We start from the raw sequence: 20,910 nt of genomic DNA on the forward strand, positions 1-20,910 counted from the left end.
AAATAGATAATGGGTTTAAAACAAAACTTACATAACATAAGAGAAAAATATAAAGGAACTAAGATGGCACCTGCCTTCAACGCCTTACATACTTTTCTATATACGCCTAATGATACTACTCATGGTGGTACACATATAAAGGCGGCGGACGATTTAAAGCGTACCATGAATACGGTGATTATGGCATTAATACCGTGTTTAATCTTTGGTATGTTTAATGCAGGTTATCAGCATTACTTAGCTGTAGGCGAAATAGAAGCTGTAACTAGCGGTTTCTTTAGTAGTGAATTTTGGACCTTACAAAACTTTACTTTAGGGTTTTGGAAGATACTTCCTATACTACTTATTTCTTATGGTGTTGGACTAGGAATTGAATTCCTATTTGCTGTAATAAAAGGCCATGAAGTTGAAGAAGGCTATTTAGTAACAGGGATGTTAGTGCCATTAATTGTGCCAATTGATATTCCGTTATGGATGTTGGTGGTAGCTGTTGCTTTCGGTGTTGTTATCGGAAAAGAGGTCTTTGGAGGAACTGGGATGAATATTTTAAATCCTGCTTTAACTATTAGAGCCTTTTTATTCTTTGCTTATCCTACTTGGATGAGTGGTGATAAAGTATGGGTTGAAGGTGCTACAGAACGCGCTAAAGAAATTATAGCAGGATCTAATGCTGATGCCATTTCAGGAGAAACCATATTAGGTGGATTAGCACAATCACATCCTATTGATTATTCCGTAGCGGACATGTTTTTTGGATTTATTCCTGGATCCATAGGTGAAACTTCAACACTATTAATATTATTGGGTGGTTTATTCCTAATCTTTACTAAGATAGGCAGCTGGAGAATAATGTTGAGCTCTGTAATAGGTGCATTAGTTATGGGGTATATTTTTAACCTTGTAGTTGCAGCAGGATGGATTACAGAAACAAGTAATTTTTATGGCTTAATGAATACGGAATTCTGGCATCATTTATTAATTGGTGGTATGGCATTTGGTATTGTTTATATGGCTACAGATCCAGTAACAGCATCACAAACAAATAAAGGAAAATGGATTTACGGTTTCTTAATCGGATTTATTTCTATTATGATTCGTGTATTTAATCCTGCTTATCCTGAAGGCGTGATGTTAGCAATATTATTAATGAATGTGTTTGCACCTACCATTGATCACTATGTGGTTCAAGGTAATGTGAAAAGAAGATTAAAAAGAGGAAAATTAAAAACAGCTTAAGTTATGGCAATCGATACAGATAAAAATAGTTACACCATTATTTTTTCCATTGTGATGGTAGTGGTTGTAGGCTCGATACTTGCAGGACTAGCTTCAGGATTAAAACCTTTAGTGGATGCTAATAAACGTTTTGAAAAACAACAAAATATATTGTACGCCATGGGTATTAACGCCAATGAAGGTACAAGTGATGTTGCTTTTATTTCTACAGATGAAGTAGAAGATAAATTTAAGAGTACTATTACAAAGCAATATGTAATTGAAGGTACAGAAGCTTCAGAAAATCCAGAAGCCTATTTAATAGATATTAAAAAAGAAGAGGCTAAAGCTAAAGATTCTAACTACGAACGAAAATTACCATTGTTTGAAGGTGAAAAAGACGGAGAACCAATCTATGTTATTCCAATTAGAGGAAAAGGATTATGGGATGCCATTTGGGGATTTGTTGCAGTAGATAAATCTATGACTGTTCAAGGCGTATTTTTTGATCATGCAGGTGAAACACCTGGTTTGGGTGCAGAAATTAAACAACGTTATTTTATGGACGATTTTGAAGGGGAAAGTTTATTTGGTGAATCAGGTGCTTTTAAAGGTATCACAGTAGCTAAAGGTAATGCTGATCCTAAAAACCAAAGAAAAACGGATAATGCCGTTGATGCTATTGCTGGTGCAACTATTACTGGTGATGGTATAACTGCGATGATTAAGAAAGATTTAAAAATGTACGTGCCTTATTTCAAGACATTAAAATAAAAATGTATGGGACTTTTATCAAAAAAAGATAGTAAACTTATAATGGACCCCTTAGCGGACAACAACCCTATTACCATTCAGGTATTAGGTATCTGTTCTGCTTTAGCTATTACAGCGCAGTTAAAGCCATCAATAGTAATGGCAATTTCTGTAATGTTTGTTATGGGGGTTGGTAACGTGGTAATTTCGTTAATGCGAAATATCATTCCTTCAAAAATTAGAATTATTGTACAACTTGTTGTTGTTGCAACTTTAGTTATTATAGTGGATCAAGTGTTAAAGGCTTATGCTTATAGCTTAAGTAAAGAACTCTCGGTTTTTATTGGCTTAATTATTACTAATTGTATCATCATGGGACGTTTTGAAGCTTTTGCTTTAGCTAACGGTACATGGCGATCTTTTTTAGATGGTATTGGTAACGCTTTAGGTTATGGTGTTATTCTGATTATTGTCGGGTTCTTTAGAGAGTTACTAGGATCAGGAACCTTGTTCGGTTTCAAAGTCCTTGGAGATTCAGTAGAGAAAACAGGATTATACGCTATAGGCTACGAAAACAATGGATTTATGGTATTGCCTCCAATGGCGTTAATAGTTGTAGGTATTATCATTTGGGTACAACGTAGTAGAAACAAAGAATTAATAGAAGACTAAATCAGTATACAGTTTGTAGTCGCAGTATGCAGGAGTTAGCTGTACACTGAGGCTGAGACCGAAAACTAATAGAATATGGAACATATAGAATTATTTTTTAAATCGATATTTGTAGATAACATGGTGTTTGCATACTTCTTAGGTATGTGTTCATACTTAGCAGTATCTAAAAAAGTATCTACAGCAGTAGGATTAGGAGCCGCTGTTATATTTGTACTGGCGATAACAGTACCTTTAAACTGGCTATTAGATCAGTATTTATTACAAGAAGGTGCATTAACCTGGTTAGGCCCAGAATATGCTGATTATGATTTAAGCTTTTTGTCTTTTATTATGTTTATTGCAACCATTGCTACAATGGTACAATTAGTTGAAATCATCGTTGAGAAATTTTCACCATCATTATACAATTCATTAGGTATATTTTTACCATTAATTGCTGTGAACTGTGCGATTTTAGGGGGCTCATTATTTATGCAGTCAAGAGAGATTGAAACTTTAGGTTTAGCGCTTAATTATGGTATAGGATCAGGAATTGGATGGTTTTTAGCGATTGTTGCTATTGCAGCCATTAGAGAAAAAATTAGATATAGCAATGTGCCACCAGCTTTAAGAGGTTTAGGAATTACCTTTATCATCACAGGTTTAATGGCTATTGGTTTTATGAGTTTTGGAGGTATGCTTACCGGAGGTGAAGAAGAAGCAACCGAAGAAACTGAAGAAAATACAGTTGGTATGGTAACTACTGCTATTGCTGACGAAAAAGACGAGGCAACAAGTCTAGTGATTGAAACAACTAACGTTACGGATAAAATTAATTAGGAATATGGTATTAGCAGCAAGCACAATGGGAACGGTCATCGCTACAGTTGTCGCGTTTTTAATAGTTACTTTATTATTGGTAACGCTTTTACTTGTAGTGAAACAAAAACTGTCACCTTCTGGGCCAGTAAAAATCACTATTAATGGTGAACGTGAAATCGAAGTAGGTTCTGGAGGTACTTTATTAAATACTTTAGGAGCAGAAAAAATATTCTTACCATCTGCATGTGGTGGCGGTGGAACATGTATTCAATGTGAATGTCACGTCCTTTCAGGTGGTGGTGAAGCATTACCAACAGAAACTCCACACTTTAGTAGAAAAGAATTAAAAGAAGGAGCTCGTTTATCTTGTCAGGTTAAAGTAAAACAAGATATGGAGATTACCATTCCTGAGGAAGTTTTCGGAATTAAGAAATGGGAAGCAACCGTTGTACGTAATTACAATGTTGCATCATTTATTAAGGAATTTGTAGTTGAAATTCCTGAAGATATGGGCTATAAAGCAGGTGGATATATTCAAATTGAAATTCCAAATTGTGAAGTGAAGTTTGAAGATATGGATATCACAGCGCATCCAGAAGAACACGAAACACCTGATAAATTTCAAGCGGAATGGGACAAATTTAACCTTTGGCCATTAGTAATGAAAAACACGGAAACAGTAGAAAGAGCTTATTCAATGGCTTCCTACCCTGCTGAAGGACGTGAAATTATGTTAAACGTTCGTATTGCAACGCCGCCTTGGGATCGTGCTAAAAACGGATGGATGGATGTAAATCCAGGTGTCGCATCATCATATATTTTTAATCAAAAACCAGGTGATAAAGTTGTTATTTCTGGACCTTATGGTGAATTCTTTATTAACGAATCAGACAGTGAAATGCTTTACGTTGGTGGTGGAGCAGGTATGGCGCCAATGCGTTCACACTTATATCACTTATTCAAAACCTTAAAAACAGGTCGTAAAGTAACGTATTGGTATGGTGGGCGTTCTAAACGTGAATTGTTCTACTTAGAGCACTTCCGTGAATTAGAAAGAGATTTCCCTAACTTTAAGTTTTACTTAGCATTATCTGAACCTATGGAGGAAGATAACTGGAAAGTAAAAGAAAATATTGATGCACCTGGAGATGGTTTTGTAGGCTTTATTCACAATTGTGTTATAGATAACTACTTAAGTCTTCATGAAGCACCAGAGGATATCGAATTGTATTTCTGTGGACCTCCATTAATGAACCAAGCTGTTCAGAAAATGGGTGAAGATTTCGGTATACCGGATGAGCACATTAGATTTGATGACTTTGGAGGATAATTCTAAAGTTTATATTATAACAAAAGCCGATTCATTTGAATCGGCTTTTTTAGTTTTTATACTGTTCATTTTTTTAATTCCTGTTTTATTATTTATTGTTTTTCAAATGTGTTTCTAATTAATCTATTCATGAAATAATCACTGTGAAACTTTCTGTCTCAACTTTAATGTGTCTATTTAGATTTCATTTTTGTTGATGTTCTTTTATTTTTTTTCTGTTTAGGGTAACAATTTTGAATGCTTGTGTATGTAAGGTTAAATAATATAACTCAAAACACAATTTGCAATGAAGAATTCATTAAAACTTATTACCATGCTATTTGTATTAATCAATATTTGCTCTTCAGCTTTTGCTCAAGATAATGTATTGAGAGATATTGAAACAATTGCCGATACTGTCCAAGAAGAGGCATTAGATAGAAATTATTTTCAATTAAGTCCAAGAGTAGGTTATGATTTTCCTACGTACAAAAATAATACGCCTTATATAGATTATAATGGTGGCTTAGACTTAGGACTATCATTAGATTATTATTGGAATTGGTTTGGCGTAGGTGCCGACTTTGATTACATCATTAATCAACCAGAAAACGTTTATCCAACTGAAAATCTTTTTGAACCGGACTTAACTACGGCTATTAATTCATTTAATTTAAATGAAGATAAAGTCACCCGTATGTTTTATGGTATTGGTCCAAATTTTCAATACCGAACACCTTCTGGTAAGTTTATAGCAGAACTTAATACACGTGTAGGATTAGCATCTATTAAGGGCGGTAGAACACTTTTAGAAGGGACCTCAACGGCTTCTAACACCTTTCCATTAAATTTTCATGCTGGTTATAGGGACTCCAACGTTTTGACTGTAAAAGGGCAATTAAGATTCACATACTTTATAACTAAAAAACTGGGGATTAATGTAGGTGCTTACTACATGCAACATTTTGGTGTAACAGAATTAAATGAGTCCGGTGTTTCTGCATTATATCAGCCACTTACTACGGCTACTGGTATGACTGAAGAACCACTAAACACTTTTGATGGAGAAGCGTTTACAAGAAGTGAGCCTTGTGATTGTGATATATCTTCAGTGGGAGCATTTGCAGGCATCACTTACAAGTTCATAAAAAATAAGACGCCTAAAGAAAAAGAAAATGTGTGTCCAGTTTGTCAAGAAGATCATTTTCCGCATTGTTGTGCGACTTGTGGTTGTGGCATAACAATTACAGCGAAAGATAAGTTTTCAGATGAAATACTCGCTAATACAGCCATTGTTTTAAAAGATTTAGAAGGCAATGTTATTGAAAGTGGTACAACCAATGCTTTTGGTGTTGTAGTTTTTAGTGATGTACTAGAAGGTGATTATGTTATTAACGGAAAACTATACGACATTGATTTAGAAAGTGAAAGCATTACGAAGGATGAATTTATGGCTTGCAAAAAGGAGGGGGAAAGCATCCAAAAGGTTATTTACTATGGCGATGAACACTTTATTCTTAAAGGTAATGTGGTAGAATGTAATGAGGAAATTGGATTGCAAGCTGTAGATATTGGACTTACCGATAAGATAGATGCTTTAGAAAAGCACACTTTATCGGATAACGAAGGTAATTTTATGTTTCGCTTAAAACAAGCTTCAACTTATACCTTAAATGGTAAAAAAGACGGTTATTACTCTAATGAAGTTGAAGTGTCAACAAGCGATTACAATAGAGATAAAGGCCTGTTTATTGACTTTGAAATGTGTATTGACCCTTGTGGAAAAGCAATAAAACTAGATAATATTAATTTCGATTTAGATAAATCAGAAATCTTACCAGCTTCAATTCCAGATTTAGAGCGTATTGTAAAACTTATGCAAGATAACCCAAACATACAAGTGGAAATGTCTTCGCATACCGATAGTCAAGGTTCTGATGAATATAACCGTAAACTCTCTCAGCGTCGTGCTGATGCAACAGTCACTTATATTGCTAGTCAAGGCATTTCTAAAGACCGTTTAATAGCAAGAGGAGCTGGTGAAACAGAACTAAAAAATGAAAAATGTGCTAACAATGTACCATGTACAGATGATGAACATCGTGTAAACCGAAGAACAGAATTTAAAGTCATTTGCTTTTAATACTAAAATAATAATTAGCTATTAATCATTAACCCAATCAAGGCAGTTGTTAGTTGCTGCCTTGATTTAAATTAAATAAAAATGAAAAATTTATATAGATACCCAGAAAACTTAAACTTATTGAATAACACTGTTAAATTGATTTGTGTTTTCATGTTAGTAGTATTCACGTCTTGTAGTGACGATGAAATTTGTGCTTATGATCAAGATATGATTAACGATTGTGCCGATTTAGAACTAAATATTGGTGATGCTTGTGATGCTGATGGCGATGGTAATACCGATGGAATCGTTAATGATTTTTGTGAGTGTATTACTGAAAGTATAGAATTTGACTGCGAAGAGCAGCAGCTTAGCTTTGGTGACGCCTGTGATTCCAATGGTGATGGCAATCTAGACGGTACTGTTACAGATGAATGTGAATGTCTAACAGAGACTGTCGAATTTGAATGTGAAGATTTACAACTTAATTTTGGAGATGCATGTGACACAAATGGTGATGGTTTTAATGATGGAACTATAGATGACAATTGTGAATGTATGCCTAATGCACCAGTTATTACTTCTTGTCCTGGATTTATTCAAAATGGTGATTTTGAAACAATAACAGGAGATCCAAACACCCGAATAGATGAAGATATTGACTTAGCGACGCATTGGAAAGCCTTATGGCAAACGGGAAGTCTTGCCGATCTTTTTGATAATACTACCACTAACTTTGGAGCAGGATGTTTTGCGGCACCTACACCTTCCTCAGGCGTTTTTGCAGGGATGTGGATAGAAAACTCAACGAATCCTAATGGTGGTCCAGGTTTTAGAGAGGGGATGTTTAACGAGTTAACAACCACAATTAATCAAAGTTCTGGGACTTATACCTTATCTTTTGATTATGCTAATATGAGTGAATCTTGTGGAGCCTCAAACGATGTAAAAGTTGGTGTTTATGGTGTATATCATCCTATTGCAAATCCGTTACCTGCTAGTCCTACAGGAATTTCAACTCCTACTAATTTAGATTTATTTGGAGCGGCTAACACGGTGTTTTTGGGTGAGGTTGTGATTACATCTACGACAACCAATGCTTGGCAAACGGCGACATTTACAATAGATACTAGTTTATTAACATTCCCAACAAACGGCATCAATCATATTATGGTTACAAATTCGCACTTGCCTTTTGATGCCTATGGAAAAATGTATTTGGGCTTTGATAATTTTTGTTTAACCAACTAATATCTTAAAAAGGATGATTTTGAATTAGAACCTTACGTAAATATATTATAAGTAAAAAAGAGACTGTCTTGGTAGGCAGTCTCTTTTTTTATAAATATAATTAAGCTTTTATGGCTAAGGTTGTCTTATTCCTGAGTAACCTCTTTTAGTAAGGTGTTTAATGTTTCAAGCGAAATAGGTTTTATAATATAATTAGATACATTTTCATAATGCTTAGCCCGATTCATGTCTACAGGGTCAATAGAAGAACTTACAATGTAAATAGTAATCAATTTATGAGACTCTATTGTAGTAAACTCATCTAAAAACTGCCAACCATCCATTATGGGCATGTTAATATCTAATAATATAATTTCAGGAATAGATTCCCCAGAACTCATTAAAACTTTTAAATTATTAATGGCTTCTTGTCCATTTTTAAATACCATAAATGAATTACAGAAATTAGATAATTCCATCATTCGTTTAGCCCCAAAAATAAAAATAGGGTTATCATCTATAATACAAGCAATATCAATTTTATTCATATGTTTTTAAGTGGATATAAAATGTTGTACCTTCATTAACTTTACTCTCAACCTCAATTTTGCCACCAATGGCTTCTACTTGATTTTTTGTTATAAATAAGCCTATGCCTCGAGAATCTTCGTGTTTATGGAATGTTTTATACATGCCAAATAACTTGTCGCCGTATTTTTTTAAATCAATACCTTGACCATAATCTTTGATTTCTAAAACAACAAATTCTTTATCACGATTCGTATTTATGTCAATTTTAGCAGGCTCATTTGGCTTTTTATATTTAATAGCATTAGTTAAAAAATTCAATAGAATACTATCTAAATAAGCAGGAACCCCTTTGACAACTATTTTAGGGTCTATATCAACTGTGATTTCAGTTTTAGATTCCAATATTAGTGCAGAAATACTAGAAAAAGCAGTGTTAAAATGCTTTAATAAATTTATCGGTTCAGTCTTTAAATCTTTTTGGATATTTATGGCCGCAACTTCATTTAAATTTGCTACAGTTTCACCAAGATGACTCACAGCTTGTTCAACTAAAGGAAAAATTTCATTTTCTGTAGTTTCAGGTAAGTCCATTTTAACGATATCTAATAACATATCGAGATTACCATAATGAGATCTTAGATTGTGAGAAACAATGTGTGCAAAATTTAATAAGCGTTTGTTTTGATTTTCTGTTGTGGCTAATAATTGAGAAACTTTGTGATTACTTTTCTTTATTTCAGTAAGGTCATTGATTTGAGCTACAAAATGTCGCGCTTCTCCACTGCTATTTCTAACAATTGAAACAAATAATTGTGTCCATATTGTTTCTCTTTTTTTATTTAGATAGCGCTTTTCTACCTCAAAATGGTCAACTTTACCATTCAACATTGCCTTCATGGCTTTATAATCTTGCTCTAAATCATCAGGATGCGTAACATCCATAAAAGTTAGTGATTGTATTTCCGCTTTAGTGTAACCAAACGTATTACAGAAGCTTTTGTTAACATCAATCCAATTCCCTTTCAAATCTATTATGGCCATACCAACTAAGGCCGTTTCAAATGTTCTACTCAGTTGTCGCTCTTTAAAAGCTAATGCTTTAGAGTTTTTTGTTTTTTCATCAATATCTTGGAATAAGCCTTGTACTTTAACACATTCATTATTTTCAATTATAGCTGTACCTATGGCTCTTACCCATTTATATTTTCCGGTCGCAGTTATAATTTGAATTTCAACATCGTAATCAGTGTGCTTCTCTATGCAATTTGTAAATGCTTCAGAAATGGTATTTAAACTATCGCCCTTTCTGTAGAATGAAAGACCCAACTCAACTGTTGGTTCATAATCTAATGGAACTTCATGAATTAATTTTGTTTGAGAACTCCATTGGACTGTTTTTAGTTTAATATCGTATTCCCAAGTACCAATAGCCGCTTGTTTCTGGATAAAATCGAATAAGGATACCTTTTTGTTTTTAAGGGTTTTAACTTCAGAATTGTTCAAGATATTGTAGATTATGGTTGAATTTTGCTTAGCAAATATAATTTTTAATTTTCTTAAACAAAGTTTAAAGTACAAGTTTATACGATTAAAAAAATATAAATGTAGGTTTTTTCTTAATTCATATATTCTATAATCAAATAAATAGAGGTGGTCTCACCAATATTTAAAACCTTAAGTGAAGTTATGGAGTCCTTACTAAACGTATAGCAGGTTAGAACATTAGCTTCTCCTTTCCAGTTGCTTCTAACGGGGATGGAAGTGAATTTGGTAATAGATTTTTGTTTTTGCAGCCTGAAAAGCAGTATGGCAAAAATTAGGATAGATTTTATAACCTTTAATTTTTTAATTTTCGTTTAAAGTATTTGTGAGTAAAGTATTATTTTCTATAATTTCATCAATAAATAGTTTTAGATTACAGTTTTTGTTGATGTACAATAATCATTAATTTCTTTTTCTAATTGAATTGTTAAAGCTCTCATCCTACGGTGAAATTTTTTATAGTGAAATTTTAGAATTGTTTGAAATCAATTTTTTGAAAGGATTTAAATAAAAAAGTGTTTAAATTATTTCTTATTAATAATTATAATAACCATCCTTTTTCAACGAGTAATAAAGATCTATTATTCAATTCTCAACATAAGAAGTATCATAATTTATGCGTTATTTACAGTATGAAGAAAATTTTCGTTATCCTTTTAATACTTACGTCACTTGCAGTTTTAGCTTTTCAGTTTAAACCCATAGAAAAAGTGGTTGAAACCGTAAAAGCAAGTATAGAAACACCAATTTTGGTTAATAAAGATAGTTTAACGATTACATCTAGAGTTAATGTTCTTGAAGGGTACAAACGTGTAAATTATACAACAGGAAGTTTTCAAGAGTATCTAAGGCATTACAAATTAAAAGCTTTTGGGAGTAAAATCGTTAATTATGATGATACTAATTATTACTGGCAAGGCGGTCATATTGGTATTTTAGAAGTTCCGGTGCCTAAAAACGGATTACAACAATGTGCAGATGCACTTATTAGAATACGGAGTGAATACCTATGGGATAACAATAGAAAAAGCGAAATAGGTTTTAACTTTACGTCTGGGCATTATTGTTCGTGGACAAACTATGCGGAAGGGTATAGACCTAAAATTAACGGCAACAAAGTGTCCTTTCATAAAACGGCAAGTGCAAACCATTCAAAAGAGAACTTTTATAACTATCTGAATTTGATTTATATGTATTCTGGAACTTTATCACTTTATAATGAATTAGAATCCGTTTCAGCAAAAGATTTAAAAATTGGAGATATGTTGATTAAAGGTGGTTCACCAGGGCACATTGTGATGATTACTGATGAAATTATTAATGATAATGGTGAAAAATTATATCTCTTGTTTCAAGGCAATACCCCTGCGCAATCGGTTCATTTAGTGAAGAATCTTCAAGATTCTACAATCTCTCCTTGGTATAGTCTCAAAGATGATGCTGTAATTTCAGTGTCTAATTATACGTTTAGTAGTGCAAAGTTTGTGCGTTTTAAATAGCAAGTTTGTATTTTTGTCCTATGAGTAAACCACTAACACCGCAAGAAATTCATAATCTCGCCATGAACCATGTTGGTAAAGACCTCGAAGCTCGTGGTTTTGAGTTTATAGCCATCAATTCAAAGTTGAAACGGCATCCACAATTTGTCTGTATTGATAAAAATAGTCAGTATTATTTTGTTGTAGTAAGGGCCGTTATTTTACCAGATAACCCAAATAATTACGATGTGGTTTGGATGGAGACCTTCAAAAAACATGCCTTTGAAAAGGATGCTAAAGTCTTATATGCAGGTGTGGGTTTAGGAAATCCTGATGGTGAAGATTTGCCTATTTATTTAAATGAAGAATACCTTATTGAATATAACGGCATTCAAGTTATTGAAATGAATTTGAATTAAAATAAAACTTTGATTGAACCGTCATTGCGAGGAGCTTTTTTGCGACGTGCCAATCTTTTAATCTAATATAAAAATCATGAGATTGCCACGTCCTTCGTCCTCGCAATGACGTCCTCGTTTATTTATGAAGCATTTTACTCTACTATTATTACTGTTTTTAATTGTTTCCTGTCAGCAAGAACCTAAAAATATCAAATTATCTGGTCCTGTTTTTGGAACATCATATAGTGCTCAATACCATTCTAAGGATGATACAAACTTTAAAAAACAATTTGATAGCCTATTTAATGTGGTCAACGAATCTATGTCAACCTATATTCCTGAATCTAAAATTTCTAGAATTAATAAAGGCGAAGCGGTTTTAGTAGATAAACATTTTACACGTGTTTTTGAAAAAGCAAAACTCATTTATAGAATGACGGAAGGCGCTTTTGACCCCACAATTGGAGCTGTTGTTAATGCTTGGGATTTTGGTCCAGAAGGGAAAATTACTAACGTAGATAGTACTGCTATTGATAGTTTAATGAAATCCGTTGGTTTTAATAGAATGGGACTTAAAAACGGTAAGGTAGTAAAGAGCAGTCCGTCGTTTTTAGATTTTAATGCTATCGCCAAAGGGTATGGTGTAGATGTTCTTGGTGAGTTTTTAGAAGCCAAAGGTGTTACCGATTATTTAGTTGAAATAGGAGGGGAGATTCGTGCAAGAGGGATTAATCTTGAAAAACAATCGCCTTGGAAAGTGGGTATTGATGACCCCAATTTTGAAGGTGAACAATCGTATTCTAAAGTTATACCTCTTCAAGATGAAGCGATGGCAACCTCGGGAACCTACCGAAAATTTAAAGTTGATGAAAACGGTAATCGTTATGCACACATTATAAATACCAAAACAGGGTATCCTAGTAAAACCAATATTTTAAGTGTTTCTGTTCTCGCGGAAGATTGTATGACTGCAGATGCTTATGCCACAGCGTTTCAAACCATGGGGATTGATAAAGTAACGGATTTTTTATATCGTCACTCAGAATTAAAAGTGTTTGTCATTTTTGAGAATGATAAGAATGAGCTTGAAACGGTGTCGTTAAATGACTTTCCGGAGTAATTCTTAGATTATAGAAATACCTAAACGAAACCCCTATCTTTAGAAGGCATTTATTAACACTAACAGCCAGCCAATTACCAACAATAAGCCTCCAATAGGAGTAATTGGGCCTAAAAACCGAAGTTTCTTTCTTTTAGCATTAGATAATATCAATCCGTAAATACTAAAAGAAAATAATATAATTCCAATAGTAAAACACCAGTAAGTTGCAGAGGTGATATTTTCAGTATTAAAACCTAAAGCTAATAATACAATGGCGTGATACATCTGATATTTAACACCAACTTCAAAACTATGTAATTGGTCTTTAGATAGAATTTTCTTTAAAGCATGGGCACCAAAAGCACCAAAGATTACGGCAAGCATTCCAAATAAAGCACCGGTAGCAATTATAATATGTTGTGTCATTTAATCTATTATTTTACTTATAAACCAAAGGAATGATTTCACCTTTAGCCAAACAGTATTTTTCAATGTCTTCTTCTGAAAGTTGAGCCGTATAGTCAACCTCTTCAACCTTAAATCCCATAGAACGCAACTTGTCAAAATAATCACGACCATACACACGAACGTGATCATACTGTCCAAAAATCTTAGCGCGTTCCTCTCTATCGGTTATAGAATCATCTTCAAAAGTCTCCTCACGATTCAAATCTTGTGGAATCTGAAAAATACCATACCCACCCGGTTTCATCACTCTGTATAATTCTTGCATCGCTTTAGTATCATCTGGGATGTGTTCTAAAACATGATTACATAAAATAACATCATAACTATTGTCTTCAAAAGGCAAATCGCAAATATCTGCTTTCACATCTGCAATTGGTGATAGTAAATCTGTGGTAGTATATTCTATATTTTTAAGACCTCTAAACCGTTTTAAGAAACATTGTTCTGGTGCAAAGTGGAGGACGCTTAATGCTGAACTTGATTCAGTATCTCGGGACAAGAAATCTGTTTCATTTTTTAAATACAACCACAATAATCGGTGGCGTTCCAAACTTAAGGTTGATGGCGATAAAACATTGTTTCGTTGATTACCGTAACCATAAGGTAAAAAGGTTTTAAAGCTCTTACCATCAATGGGGTCTGTATAGGTGTTACCTTTTAAAAAGAAGGCTAAAATGGGGCGTGCCACATAACTAAGCCTTATGAGTAAAGGTCTTGGAATGGTGTTTAATATTATTTTGAAGAGTTTTTTCATTGTTACGCAGAGATTCACGGAGAGACACAGAGGTTCACGGAGTGCTTACTCAGATGTGTTTATGAATCGTTTTATACCGTTTTTTAAAAGTTTAGTATTGAAATTGAATAATAGTCCAATAGGATAATCTCCTAATTTCATGTAAGTCAGTATTTGAGCAGTATGTACATCTGTGAATTTTTCAACTGTTTTGAGCTCAATAACTATTTTGTTTTCTACTAATATATCAATTCTGTAACCGTGATCTAAAGTGATATCTTTATAAATAATAGGTCTTGAAACTTCTTTTTGAACTGAATAGCCTAGTGCTTTTAATTCATAAAATAAACAGTCCTGATAAGCGGATTCTAAAAGGCCTGGGCCAAGTTCTTTATGCACTTCTATAGCTGCTCCTATAATATTTTCCGTAATTTTATCGTATACCATAATGTCAAAATTATACTCAAAACGCTCCGTGAATCTCCGTGAAAACTCTAAGTATCTCTGAGAAATAACTATTTGGTGATAGTAAGAAACAATACCGTTACTTATTTCAGAAAATAAAAATAATATTTACGCTTCTATCTGACTAGAAATTAAATCATAAATACCATCCCAAAGCGCAATTCTATGCTGTAAAGCTGCTTTAGCAACTTCTAAAGCTTCATTCCATTTTTGTTCCTCATTACCACATAATTCTTCAATCATTTGTAAAGACAAAGGGCCATGTTCATCACCATCTAATTCAATATGACGTTTTAAATAGTAGGTTAATTTACTATAGGTATTATCGCTAGTTTTAGACTGGTTTATAATTTGAAAAAACATATCCGGAATCACATCTTCACGCCCAAAAGTAAAGGCTGAAGCTATTTTGTGTGGTTCTTTTGTAGCAATCACTTGAAATGTAAAGTTTACGAATTTTAAAGTTTCGGTATGTAATTCAACTTTAGTACTCGTGTTTTCTATTGAAAAACCATTTTGAATATGACAGACAAAATTCTCAATTTGCGTGGTGCTTGCATTAATTTGATGCATGGCATCTAAATACATTTCGTAATGACTTTTAGGCTCTCCTAACTCGTTAATGTCACTTTCTTCACCAAGTACAATTTCATTTATAAAACGTGCCGTAGAAGGATTTCTAACAGGCGTCCAGGGCACTTTTGTATTGGTTAATTGATTTTGAAGCGCTTTTAGTAAAGACATAAAATCCCAAACCGCAAATACATGTTGCTCCATAAATGTTTTTATATCTTCTATTGAAGATAAAGCACTATATAACTTATGGTTGTTGAGTTCAGCTCTTAAACGCGTTAATTCTTTTTCTAAGTGTGCAATGCTCATCATAATATTATTTAAAGAACTAAAGCATTTTGTCTAAAAGCATCTTCATCAGAAGAAGTAATTCCTAAGGCCTCATGCACATAACCGAAAGTCGATAAAATCTCAGGTTTTCCATCTACAATGGCAACATCGTGTTCAAAATGTACACTTGGTTTTCCGTCAAGAGTTACAATGGTCCAGCCATCACTGAGTTGTTTTACTTTATGAGTTCCTAAATTGATCATAGGTTCAATAGCTACAACCATGCCTTCAATAAACTTTTTGCCACGGCCACGTTTTCCGTAATTAGGCATATTAGGATCTTCGTGCATTTTTCGGCCTAATCCATGACCAACTAATTCTCTAACAACACCATAACCTGCTGCTTCGGTGTGTTGCTGAATGGCATAACCAACATCACCTACGCGATTGCCAACTTTTAATTGTTCAATACCTTTATACAGTGATTCCTTTGTTACTTGAATTAATTTTTTGGTATCCTCAGCAACTTCTCCTATTTCAAAAGTGTAAGCATGATCACCATAAAAACCATTTTTTAGTGAGCCACAATCTACAGAAACAATATCGCCATTTTTTAGTGGGACATCTGTAGGTAAGCCATGAACAACCGCTTCATTTACACTACAAAGTAATGTTGAAGGACAGTCGTAAAGTCCTTTGAAACCTGGCAAAGCACCATGGTCTCTAATAAATTCTTCTGCTATTGTATCTAAGTGATTGGTGGTAACGCCTTCTTTTATTTCTTTGGCTAACATACCTAAAGTTTTAGATACGATAAGCGCACTGTGACGCATCAATTCAATTTCCTCTGCTGTTTTTGCTATAATCATGATTCAAAATATTGAGCCACAAAGATAGGTAATCCCATTTCTTGATTGAAATTAAGGCTGAAGAAAATAAGGATTATTTATAAGGCTATAAATAGGCATTAGGGCGTAGGTCTGAAAAGTATTATTTTTGTAATAAATCGACTTAGAAAAGCCGTTTTTAACCTGTTGTTTTCAAATTCTTCAAAACATGATAAAAAACAGTTTCTATTTGGCTTTGCTAGCTTAGATTTGCTAACTGAAATTTGAATCACTATGTATAGAACTGTTACCGCAGAAGAAGCCTTAAAAGTTGTAAAGTCTAATGATCGCGTATATATACAAGCCGCTGCCGCAGCACCGCAAACGCTTGTAAAAGCACTTTCAGCCAGACATGAAGAATTACGTAATGTTGAAATTTGTCAGTTGCATACCGAAGGTGTCGCGCCTTATGCTAATCCTGAATTTAAAGACAGCTTCCATGTTAATTCCTTTTTTCTTGGTAAAAATGTAAGACATACTATAAAAGCGGGTAATGGATCCTATACGCCTGTTTTTTTAAGTGAGTTACCACGACTTTTTCAGCAACGTATTTTAGAACTCGATGTCGTGTTAATTCATGTATCGGTTCCGGACCGTCATGGTTATTGTTCATTAGGCGTTTCTGTTGAAGCCATTTTGGCAGCAATCGATAATGCAAAGACGGTTATTGCTCAGGTAAATCCACAAATGCCAAGAACACATGGAGCTGGGATTATACATATCTCTGAAATTGATTTTTTTGTAGAGGTAAACGATGATCTCCCGCTCTGTCCAATGGCAGAGCCTAATCCTATAGAACGTAAAATAGGAGATTTTGTTGCTGGCCTAATTGAGGATCGAAGTACGTTACAAATGGGAATTGGCTCTATTCCTAATGCCGTTTTATCGCGTTTGCATAACCATAAAGATTTAGGGTTACACACCGAGTTGTTTTCTGATGGCGTTATTGATTTAATAATGAGTAATGTGATTAACGGTAATTATAAAAAGATCAATCGTGGGCGTGCTCTTTCTACATTTCTAATGGGGTCTAAGCGTTTGTATGATTATGTAGATGATAATCCGTTTGTAGAAATGCGTGCTTCTAATTATACGAATAATGCAGCGTATATAAAACAAAATCCTAAAATGGTGGCTATTAATTCTGCTATTGAAGTTGATGTTACGGGGCAAGTTTGTGCAGATTCTATTGGTTCTAATATGTATTCTGGTGTTGGAGGTCAAATGGATTTTATAAGAGGTGCCTCATTAAGTGAAGGTGGTAAAGCGATTATTGCATTGCCTTCGGTTACTAAAAGTGGTATTAGTCGCATTGTGCCTATACTGAAACCTGGCGCGGGTGTTGTAACGACAAGGGCTCATGTACACTATGTTGTTACAGAGTATGGTATTGCTAATTTATATGGAAAAACAATTAGGAAAAGAGTGAAAGCTCTGGTAGATATTGCACACCCAGACCACAGAGAGTCAATAGATAGAACGTATTTTGATTTAATTAAATAACAAAAAACATTAAAATTGCCACCACTTTTTTGGTGTTGGAGGAATTTTAGGAACTTCATCTGTGACAATTTGATAAACTTCTCCCCAACCTAAAATACCACCAATATTACGATCATCTATAAATAGGTCGGCATGAATTTTACGGCTTCTACTATAATCGAATTTTTCTTCTGGGAAACTAGCATTTACAGCATAAAACTCAATGCCGTTTTGTTTACAGAAATCAACAGCTTCTTGAAGTCTAGGTCCACACCGATATGTCCAAAGAATTAAACGATGCCCATCTTCTTGAAATCTTTTAAGTGTTTCAAAAGCAAAAATGCGTGTTTTTCCAATCTTAGGATAAGCATCTTCTACGATGGTACCATCAAAATCTACGGCTATTATTAATCTGTTTTGAAAATTCATGCGATTTGTCAATTGAATGGTAAAATTACAACAATAAGAAATTTACACCAACTTGAAAAAAGGACTAATGTCAAAAAATCGTTTCTTTTTAGGTTAATTAAAGCTAAAAAGAAACGATATGTTTTGGACTTTATTTATTAAGACTTGTGATTATACAAGGCTTTCTTGGGTCATTGCTTTAGGTTGTGGTAGACCTATAAGTTTTAAAATTGTAGGGGCTACATCTCCTAAAATTCCGTCTTTAATTGTTTTTAATTCGTTGTCAATTAAAATAATTGGTACCGGATTTGTAGTGTGAGCCGTATTTGGAGTACCGTCTGGATTGATCATAGTTTCACAGTTTCCGTGATCGGCAATTAGAAGCGTTGTGTAGCCATGGTCTAATGCTGTTGAGACCACATCAGTAACACATTTGTCTACATGCTCACAAGCTTGTATAGCAGCTTCCATAACACCAGTATGACCAACCATATCGCCATTAGCGAAATTTAGACAAACAAAATCGACCTCTTCTTTTTCTAACTCAGGAACTAAAGCGTCACGCAATTCATAAGCACTCATTTCTGGTTTTAAATCGTAAGTAGCTACTTTTGGTGAGTTTCTTAAGATTCTAGTTTCACCTTCAAAAGGTTTTTCTTGGCCACCCGAAAAGAAAAATGTAACATGAGGATATTTCTCAGTTTCAGCAATTCGGATTTGTTTTCTGTTGTGTTTCTCTAAAATTTCACCTAAAGTTTCAGAAAGATTATCTTTATTAAAAACAACTTTCATGCCTTTAAAACTATCATCATAATTTGTTATGGTAACGTAGTAAAGGTTCAATTTATGCATGTTTTGTTCGTGGAAATCACGTTGCGATAAGGCTTCAGTTAACTGTCTTCCTCTGTCGGTTCTAAAATTGAAAAAGATAACAACATCGTCTTCTTTAATTGTTGTTACAGGCTGGTTATTACTGTCTGTAACAATTAAAGGCTTTATAAATTCATCTGTAATATCTTCAGCGTAATTATTTTTAATAGATTTTATGACGTCTTGTGTTTTTTCGCCTTCGCCTTTAACCATTGCGTCATAAGCATACTTTACACGTTCCCAACGTTTGTCTCTATCCATAGCGTAATAACGACCTGTTACGGTAGCTAACTGCCCAGATGTTTTTTCTAAATGTTCTTCTAATTCTGAAATAAAACCATATCCAGATTTTGGGTCCACGTCTCTACCATCGGTAAAGGCATGAACAAAAACATTGTCTAAGCCATAATCATGTGTGGCATCGAGTAAGCCAAAAAGATGATTAATATGTGAGTGTACACCACCATCACTAACTAAGCCTAGTAGGTGAACATTTTTGTTATTAGATTTTGCATACTCAAAAGCTGTTTTTAAAACAGGCTCCTCACGAAGCGTATTATTTTTTACAGCGAGATTAATTTTTACAAGGTCCTGATAAACAATTCTACCAGCACCTAAATTCATGTGTCCAACTTCGCTATTTCCCATCTGACCTTCTGGTAAACCTACATGTAAACCGTCGGTCCTTAAACTTGCACTAGGGTACTTCGTGTATAAAGAGTCAATAAATGGAGTTTGTGCATTGTCTATTGCCGAAACTTTAGGGTCAGGAGATTTTCCCCAACCATCTAAAATCATTAAAATAACCTTCTTATTCATGTGTTTATGTTTTATATATCAAAGATAACACTTACAACTTTATCACAATTCTGATAATTGAAAAATTTTTAAGCGTTAACGTTATTTTAAATTTAGGTAATCCACTGATAAAGCAATATCTGGTTTTTTGGATAGTATTAACAGATTTGTTTTTAGAGCGTTAAAGAAATGTTATAAAAAAAAATAACTGTAACAATTTAAGAATTATGTCGTCTCTTTAGTATAACAAAACAACAATCAATTAAATTTAAAATCTTTCATCATGAAAAAATCAGTAGTCGTTTTAGCCTTAGCATTAGGTTTTTCAATCAGTAATTTAAATGCATCAAATTTCAATTTAACTTCAGAAGTTAATTCTGTTAGTTTCCAAACCGTTGAGGTTAGTCCTTTATGTAAGGCTGTTGCCACAGGTAATATCGAAGAAGTTAAAAAATTACTTAACAATGGCGCGGATGTAAATGCCAAATCTAACGGTCTTATGCCGATACATTATGCCGCAAAATACAATAGGGTAGAATTAATTAAGATATTGATTACAGCAGGTTCTAAAATTCATGACGCTTGTGATTCTGGTCTTACAGCTTTAAGACATGCCGAAAAAGCAAATGCTAAAGATGCAGCACTATTCTTAAAGCGATTTAAAAATAAAACAGTTTAGTTAAATACTAATATTGAGTTTGAGTTAGTTAGTAAGAGAAAGTGTCTTTTTTAAGACACTTTTTTGTGTTTAATAGATTCGCCCTTATTAATTTCTTTTGTTAACTATCATTCAA

21 protein-coding genes are annotated in these 20,910 nt (G+C 33.8%); 12 read left to right on the forward strand and 9 right to left on the reverse strand.

All coding sequences use genetic code 11. The annotated features are described in order from the left end of the window. Nucleotides 1-9 precede the first annotated feature (9 nt). The 7 genes from HM982_RS02490 (at nucleotide 10) to HM982_RS02520 (ending at nucleotide 8,129) form a co-directional block, all read left to right on the forward strand. Complete coding sequence (locus tag HM982_RS02490; protein WP_179351537.1) at nucleotides 10-1,236, forward strand: NADH:ubiquinone reductase (Na(+)-transporting) subunit B; 1,227 nt, start codon at nucleotides 10-12, stop codon at nucleotides 1,234-1,236. A gap of 3 nt (nucleotides 1,237-1,239) precedes the next feature. Next, on the forward strand, nucleotides 1,240-1,989 hold the full coding sequence (locus tag HM982_RS02495; protein WP_179351538.1) for a Na(+)-translocating NADH-quinone reductase subunit C: 750 nt from the start codon (nucleotides 1,240-1,242) through the stop codon (nucleotides 1,987-1,989). 6 nt (nucleotides 1,990-1,995) lie between these two features. Continuing rightward, nucleotides 1,996-2,640, forward strand: a complete 645-nt coding sequence (locus HM982_RS02500) for an NADH:ubiquinone reductase (Na(+)-transporting) subunit D (RefSeq protein WP_179351539.1) — start codon at nucleotides 1,996-1,998, stop codon at nucleotides 2,638-2,640. Between the two features lie 75 nt (nucleotides 2,641-2,715). Then, nucleotides 2,716-3,462, forward strand: a complete 747-nt coding sequence (nqrE, locus tag HM982_RS02505) for an NADH:ubiquinone reductase (Na(+)-transporting) subunit E (protein WP_179351540.1) — start codon at nucleotides 2,716-2,718, stop codon at nucleotides 3,460-3,462. Between the two features lie 4 nt (nucleotides 3,463-3,466). After that, entirely contained in the window at nucleotides 3,467-4,774 is a 1,308-nt protein-coding gene (nqrF, locus tag HM982_RS02510; protein WP_179351541.1) for an NADH:ubiquinone reductase (Na(+)-transporting) subunit F, read from the forward strand. A 286-nt stretch (nucleotides 4,775-5,060) separates the two neighbouring features. After that, nucleotides 5,061-6,896, forward strand: a complete 1,836-nt coding sequence (locus HM982_RS02515) for an OmpA family protein (RefSeq protein ID WP_179351542.1) — start codon at nucleotides 5,061-5,063, stop codon at nucleotides 6,894-6,896. Nucleotides 6,897-7,049: 153 nt separating this feature from the next. After that, entirely contained in the window at nucleotides 7,050-8,129 is a 1,080-nt protein-coding gene (locus HM982_RS02520) for a hypothetical protein (RefSeq protein WP_179351543.1), read from the forward strand. A 125-nt stretch (nucleotides 8,130-8,254) separates the two neighbouring features. Here HM982_RS02520 and HM982_RS02525 read toward each other — a convergent pair whose 3' ends face one another. Both HM982_RS02525 and HM982_RS02530 read right to left on the reverse strand, forming a co-directional pair. Further along, nucleotides 8,255-8,656, reverse strand: coding sequence for a response regulator (locus tag HM982_RS02525; RefSeq protein ID WP_179351544.1), 402 nt, complete (start codon nucleotides 8,654-8,656; stop codon nucleotides 8,255-8,257). Beyond that, nucleotides 8,649-10,142: a PAS domain-containing sensor histidine kinase gene (locus tag HM982_RS02530; RefSeq protein ID WP_179351545.1), complete on the reverse strand. Its 1,494-nt coding sequence runs from the start codon at nucleotides 10,140-10,142 to the stop codon at nucleotides 8,649-8,651. The genes HM982_RS02525 and HM982_RS02530 overlap by 8 nt, the downstream gene beginning before the upstream one ends. Before the next feature lie 671 nt (nucleotides 10,143-10,813). Between HM982_RS02530 and HM982_RS02535 the strand changes: the two genes are divergently transcribed. From HM982_RS02535 to HM982_RS02545, 3 genes are all read left to right on the forward strand, one after another. After that, the gene (locus HM982_RS02535) at nucleotides 10,814-11,680 is read left to right on the forward strand and encodes a DUF4846 domain-containing protein (protein ID WP_179351546.1); all 867 of its coding nucleotides are present in this window, start codon (nucleotides 10,814-10,816) and stop codon (nucleotides 11,678-11,680) included. A gap of 20 nt (nucleotides 11,681-11,700) precedes the next feature. Continuing rightward, entirely contained in the window at nucleotides 11,701-12,078 is a 378-nt protein-coding gene (locus HM982_RS02540; protein ID WP_179351547.1) for a Na(+)-translocating NADH-quinone reductase subunit F, read from the forward strand. A 124-nt stretch (nucleotides 12,079-12,202) separates the two neighbouring features. Continuing rightward, nucleotides 12,203-13,180: an FAD:protein FMN transferase gene (locus tag HM982_RS02545; RefSeq protein WP_179351548.1), complete on the forward strand. Its 978-nt coding sequence runs from the start codon at nucleotides 12,203-12,205 to the stop codon at nucleotides 13,178-13,180. Nucleotides 13,181-13,219: 39 nt separating this feature from the next. Here the strand turns inward: HM982_RS02545 and HM982_RS02550 are convergent, their stop codons facing one another. The 5 genes from HM982_RS02550 to map form a co-directional block, all read right to left on the reverse strand. Then, nucleotides 13,220-13,588, reverse strand: a complete 369-nt coding sequence (locus HM982_RS02550; RefSeq protein ID WP_179351549.1) for a DUF423 domain-containing protein — start codon at nucleotides 13,586-13,588, stop codon at nucleotides 13,220-13,222. A gap of 13 nt (nucleotides 13,589-13,601) precedes the next feature. Beyond that, a complete protein-coding gene (locus tag HM982_RS02555) occupies nucleotides 13,602-14,384 on the reverse strand; it encodes a class I SAM-dependent methyltransferase (protein WP_179351550.1) in 783 nt (260 codons plus the stop codon). A 45-nt stretch (nucleotides 14,385-14,429) separates the two neighbouring features. Beyond that, complete coding sequence (locus tag HM982_RS02560) at nucleotides 14,430-14,810, reverse strand: GxxExxY protein (protein ID WP_179351551.1); 381 nt, start codon at nucleotides 14,808-14,810, stop codon at nucleotides 14,430-14,432. 126 nt (nucleotides 14,811-14,936) lie between these two features. After that, nucleotides 14,937-15,710 carry a DUF3050 domain-containing protein gene (locus HM982_RS02565; RefSeq protein ID WP_317167415.1) on the reverse strand — a complete coding sequence of 258 codons (774 nt, stop codon included), beginning with the start codon at nucleotides 15,708-15,710 and terminating at the stop codon, nucleotides 14,937-14,939. Between the two features lie 11 nt (nucleotides 15,711-15,721). Beyond that, entirely contained in the window at nucleotides 15,722-16,540 is an 819-nt protein-coding gene (map, locus tag HM982_RS02570) for a type I methionyl aminopeptidase (RefSeq protein ID WP_179351553.1), read from the reverse strand. Nucleotides 16,541-16,792: 252 nt separating this feature from the next. Here map and HM982_RS02575 point away from each other — a divergent pair, with 252 nt between their 5' ends. Further along, nucleotides 16,793-18,061 (forward strand): acetyl-CoA hydrolase/transferase family protein, encoded by a 1,269-nt coding sequence (locus HM982_RS02575; RefSeq protein ID WP_179351554.1) that lies wholly within the window; start codon nucleotides 16,793-16,795, stop codon nucleotides 18,059-18,061. A gap of 9 nt (nucleotides 18,062-18,070) precedes the next feature. Here HM982_RS02575 and HM982_RS02580 read toward each other — a convergent pair whose 3' ends face one another. Both HM982_RS02580 and gpmI read right to left on the reverse strand, forming a co-directional pair. Further along, nucleotides 18,071-18,469 (reverse strand): BT0820 family HAD-type phosphatase, encoded by a 399-nt coding sequence (locus tag HM982_RS02580; RefSeq protein WP_179351555.1) that lies wholly within the window; start codon nucleotides 18,467-18,469, stop codon nucleotides 18,071-18,073. A 150-nt stretch (nucleotides 18,470-18,619) separates the two neighbouring features. Next, a complete protein-coding gene (gene gpmI / locus HM982_RS02585; protein ID WP_179351556.1) occupies nucleotides 18,620-20,137 on the reverse strand; it encodes a 2,3-bisphosphoglycerate-independent phosphoglycerate mutase in 1,518 nt (505 codons plus the stop codon). Nucleotides 20,138-20,399: 262 nt separating this feature from the next. Here gpmI and HM982_RS02590 point away from each other — a divergent pair, with 262 nt between their 5' ends. Continuing rightward, on the forward strand, nucleotides 20,400-20,795 hold the full coding sequence (locus HM982_RS02590) for an ankyrin repeat domain-containing protein (protein ID WP_179351557.1): 396 nt from the start codon (nucleotides 20,400-20,402) through the stop codon (nucleotides 20,793-20,795). Nucleotides 20,796-20,910 lie beyond the last annotated feature (115 nt).

This window comes from Winogradskyella vidalii (assembly GCF_013403955.1).
Taxonomy (GTDB): Bacteria; Bacteroidota; Bacteroidia; order Flavobacteriales; family Flavobacteriaceae; genus Winogradskyella; species Winogradskyella vidalii.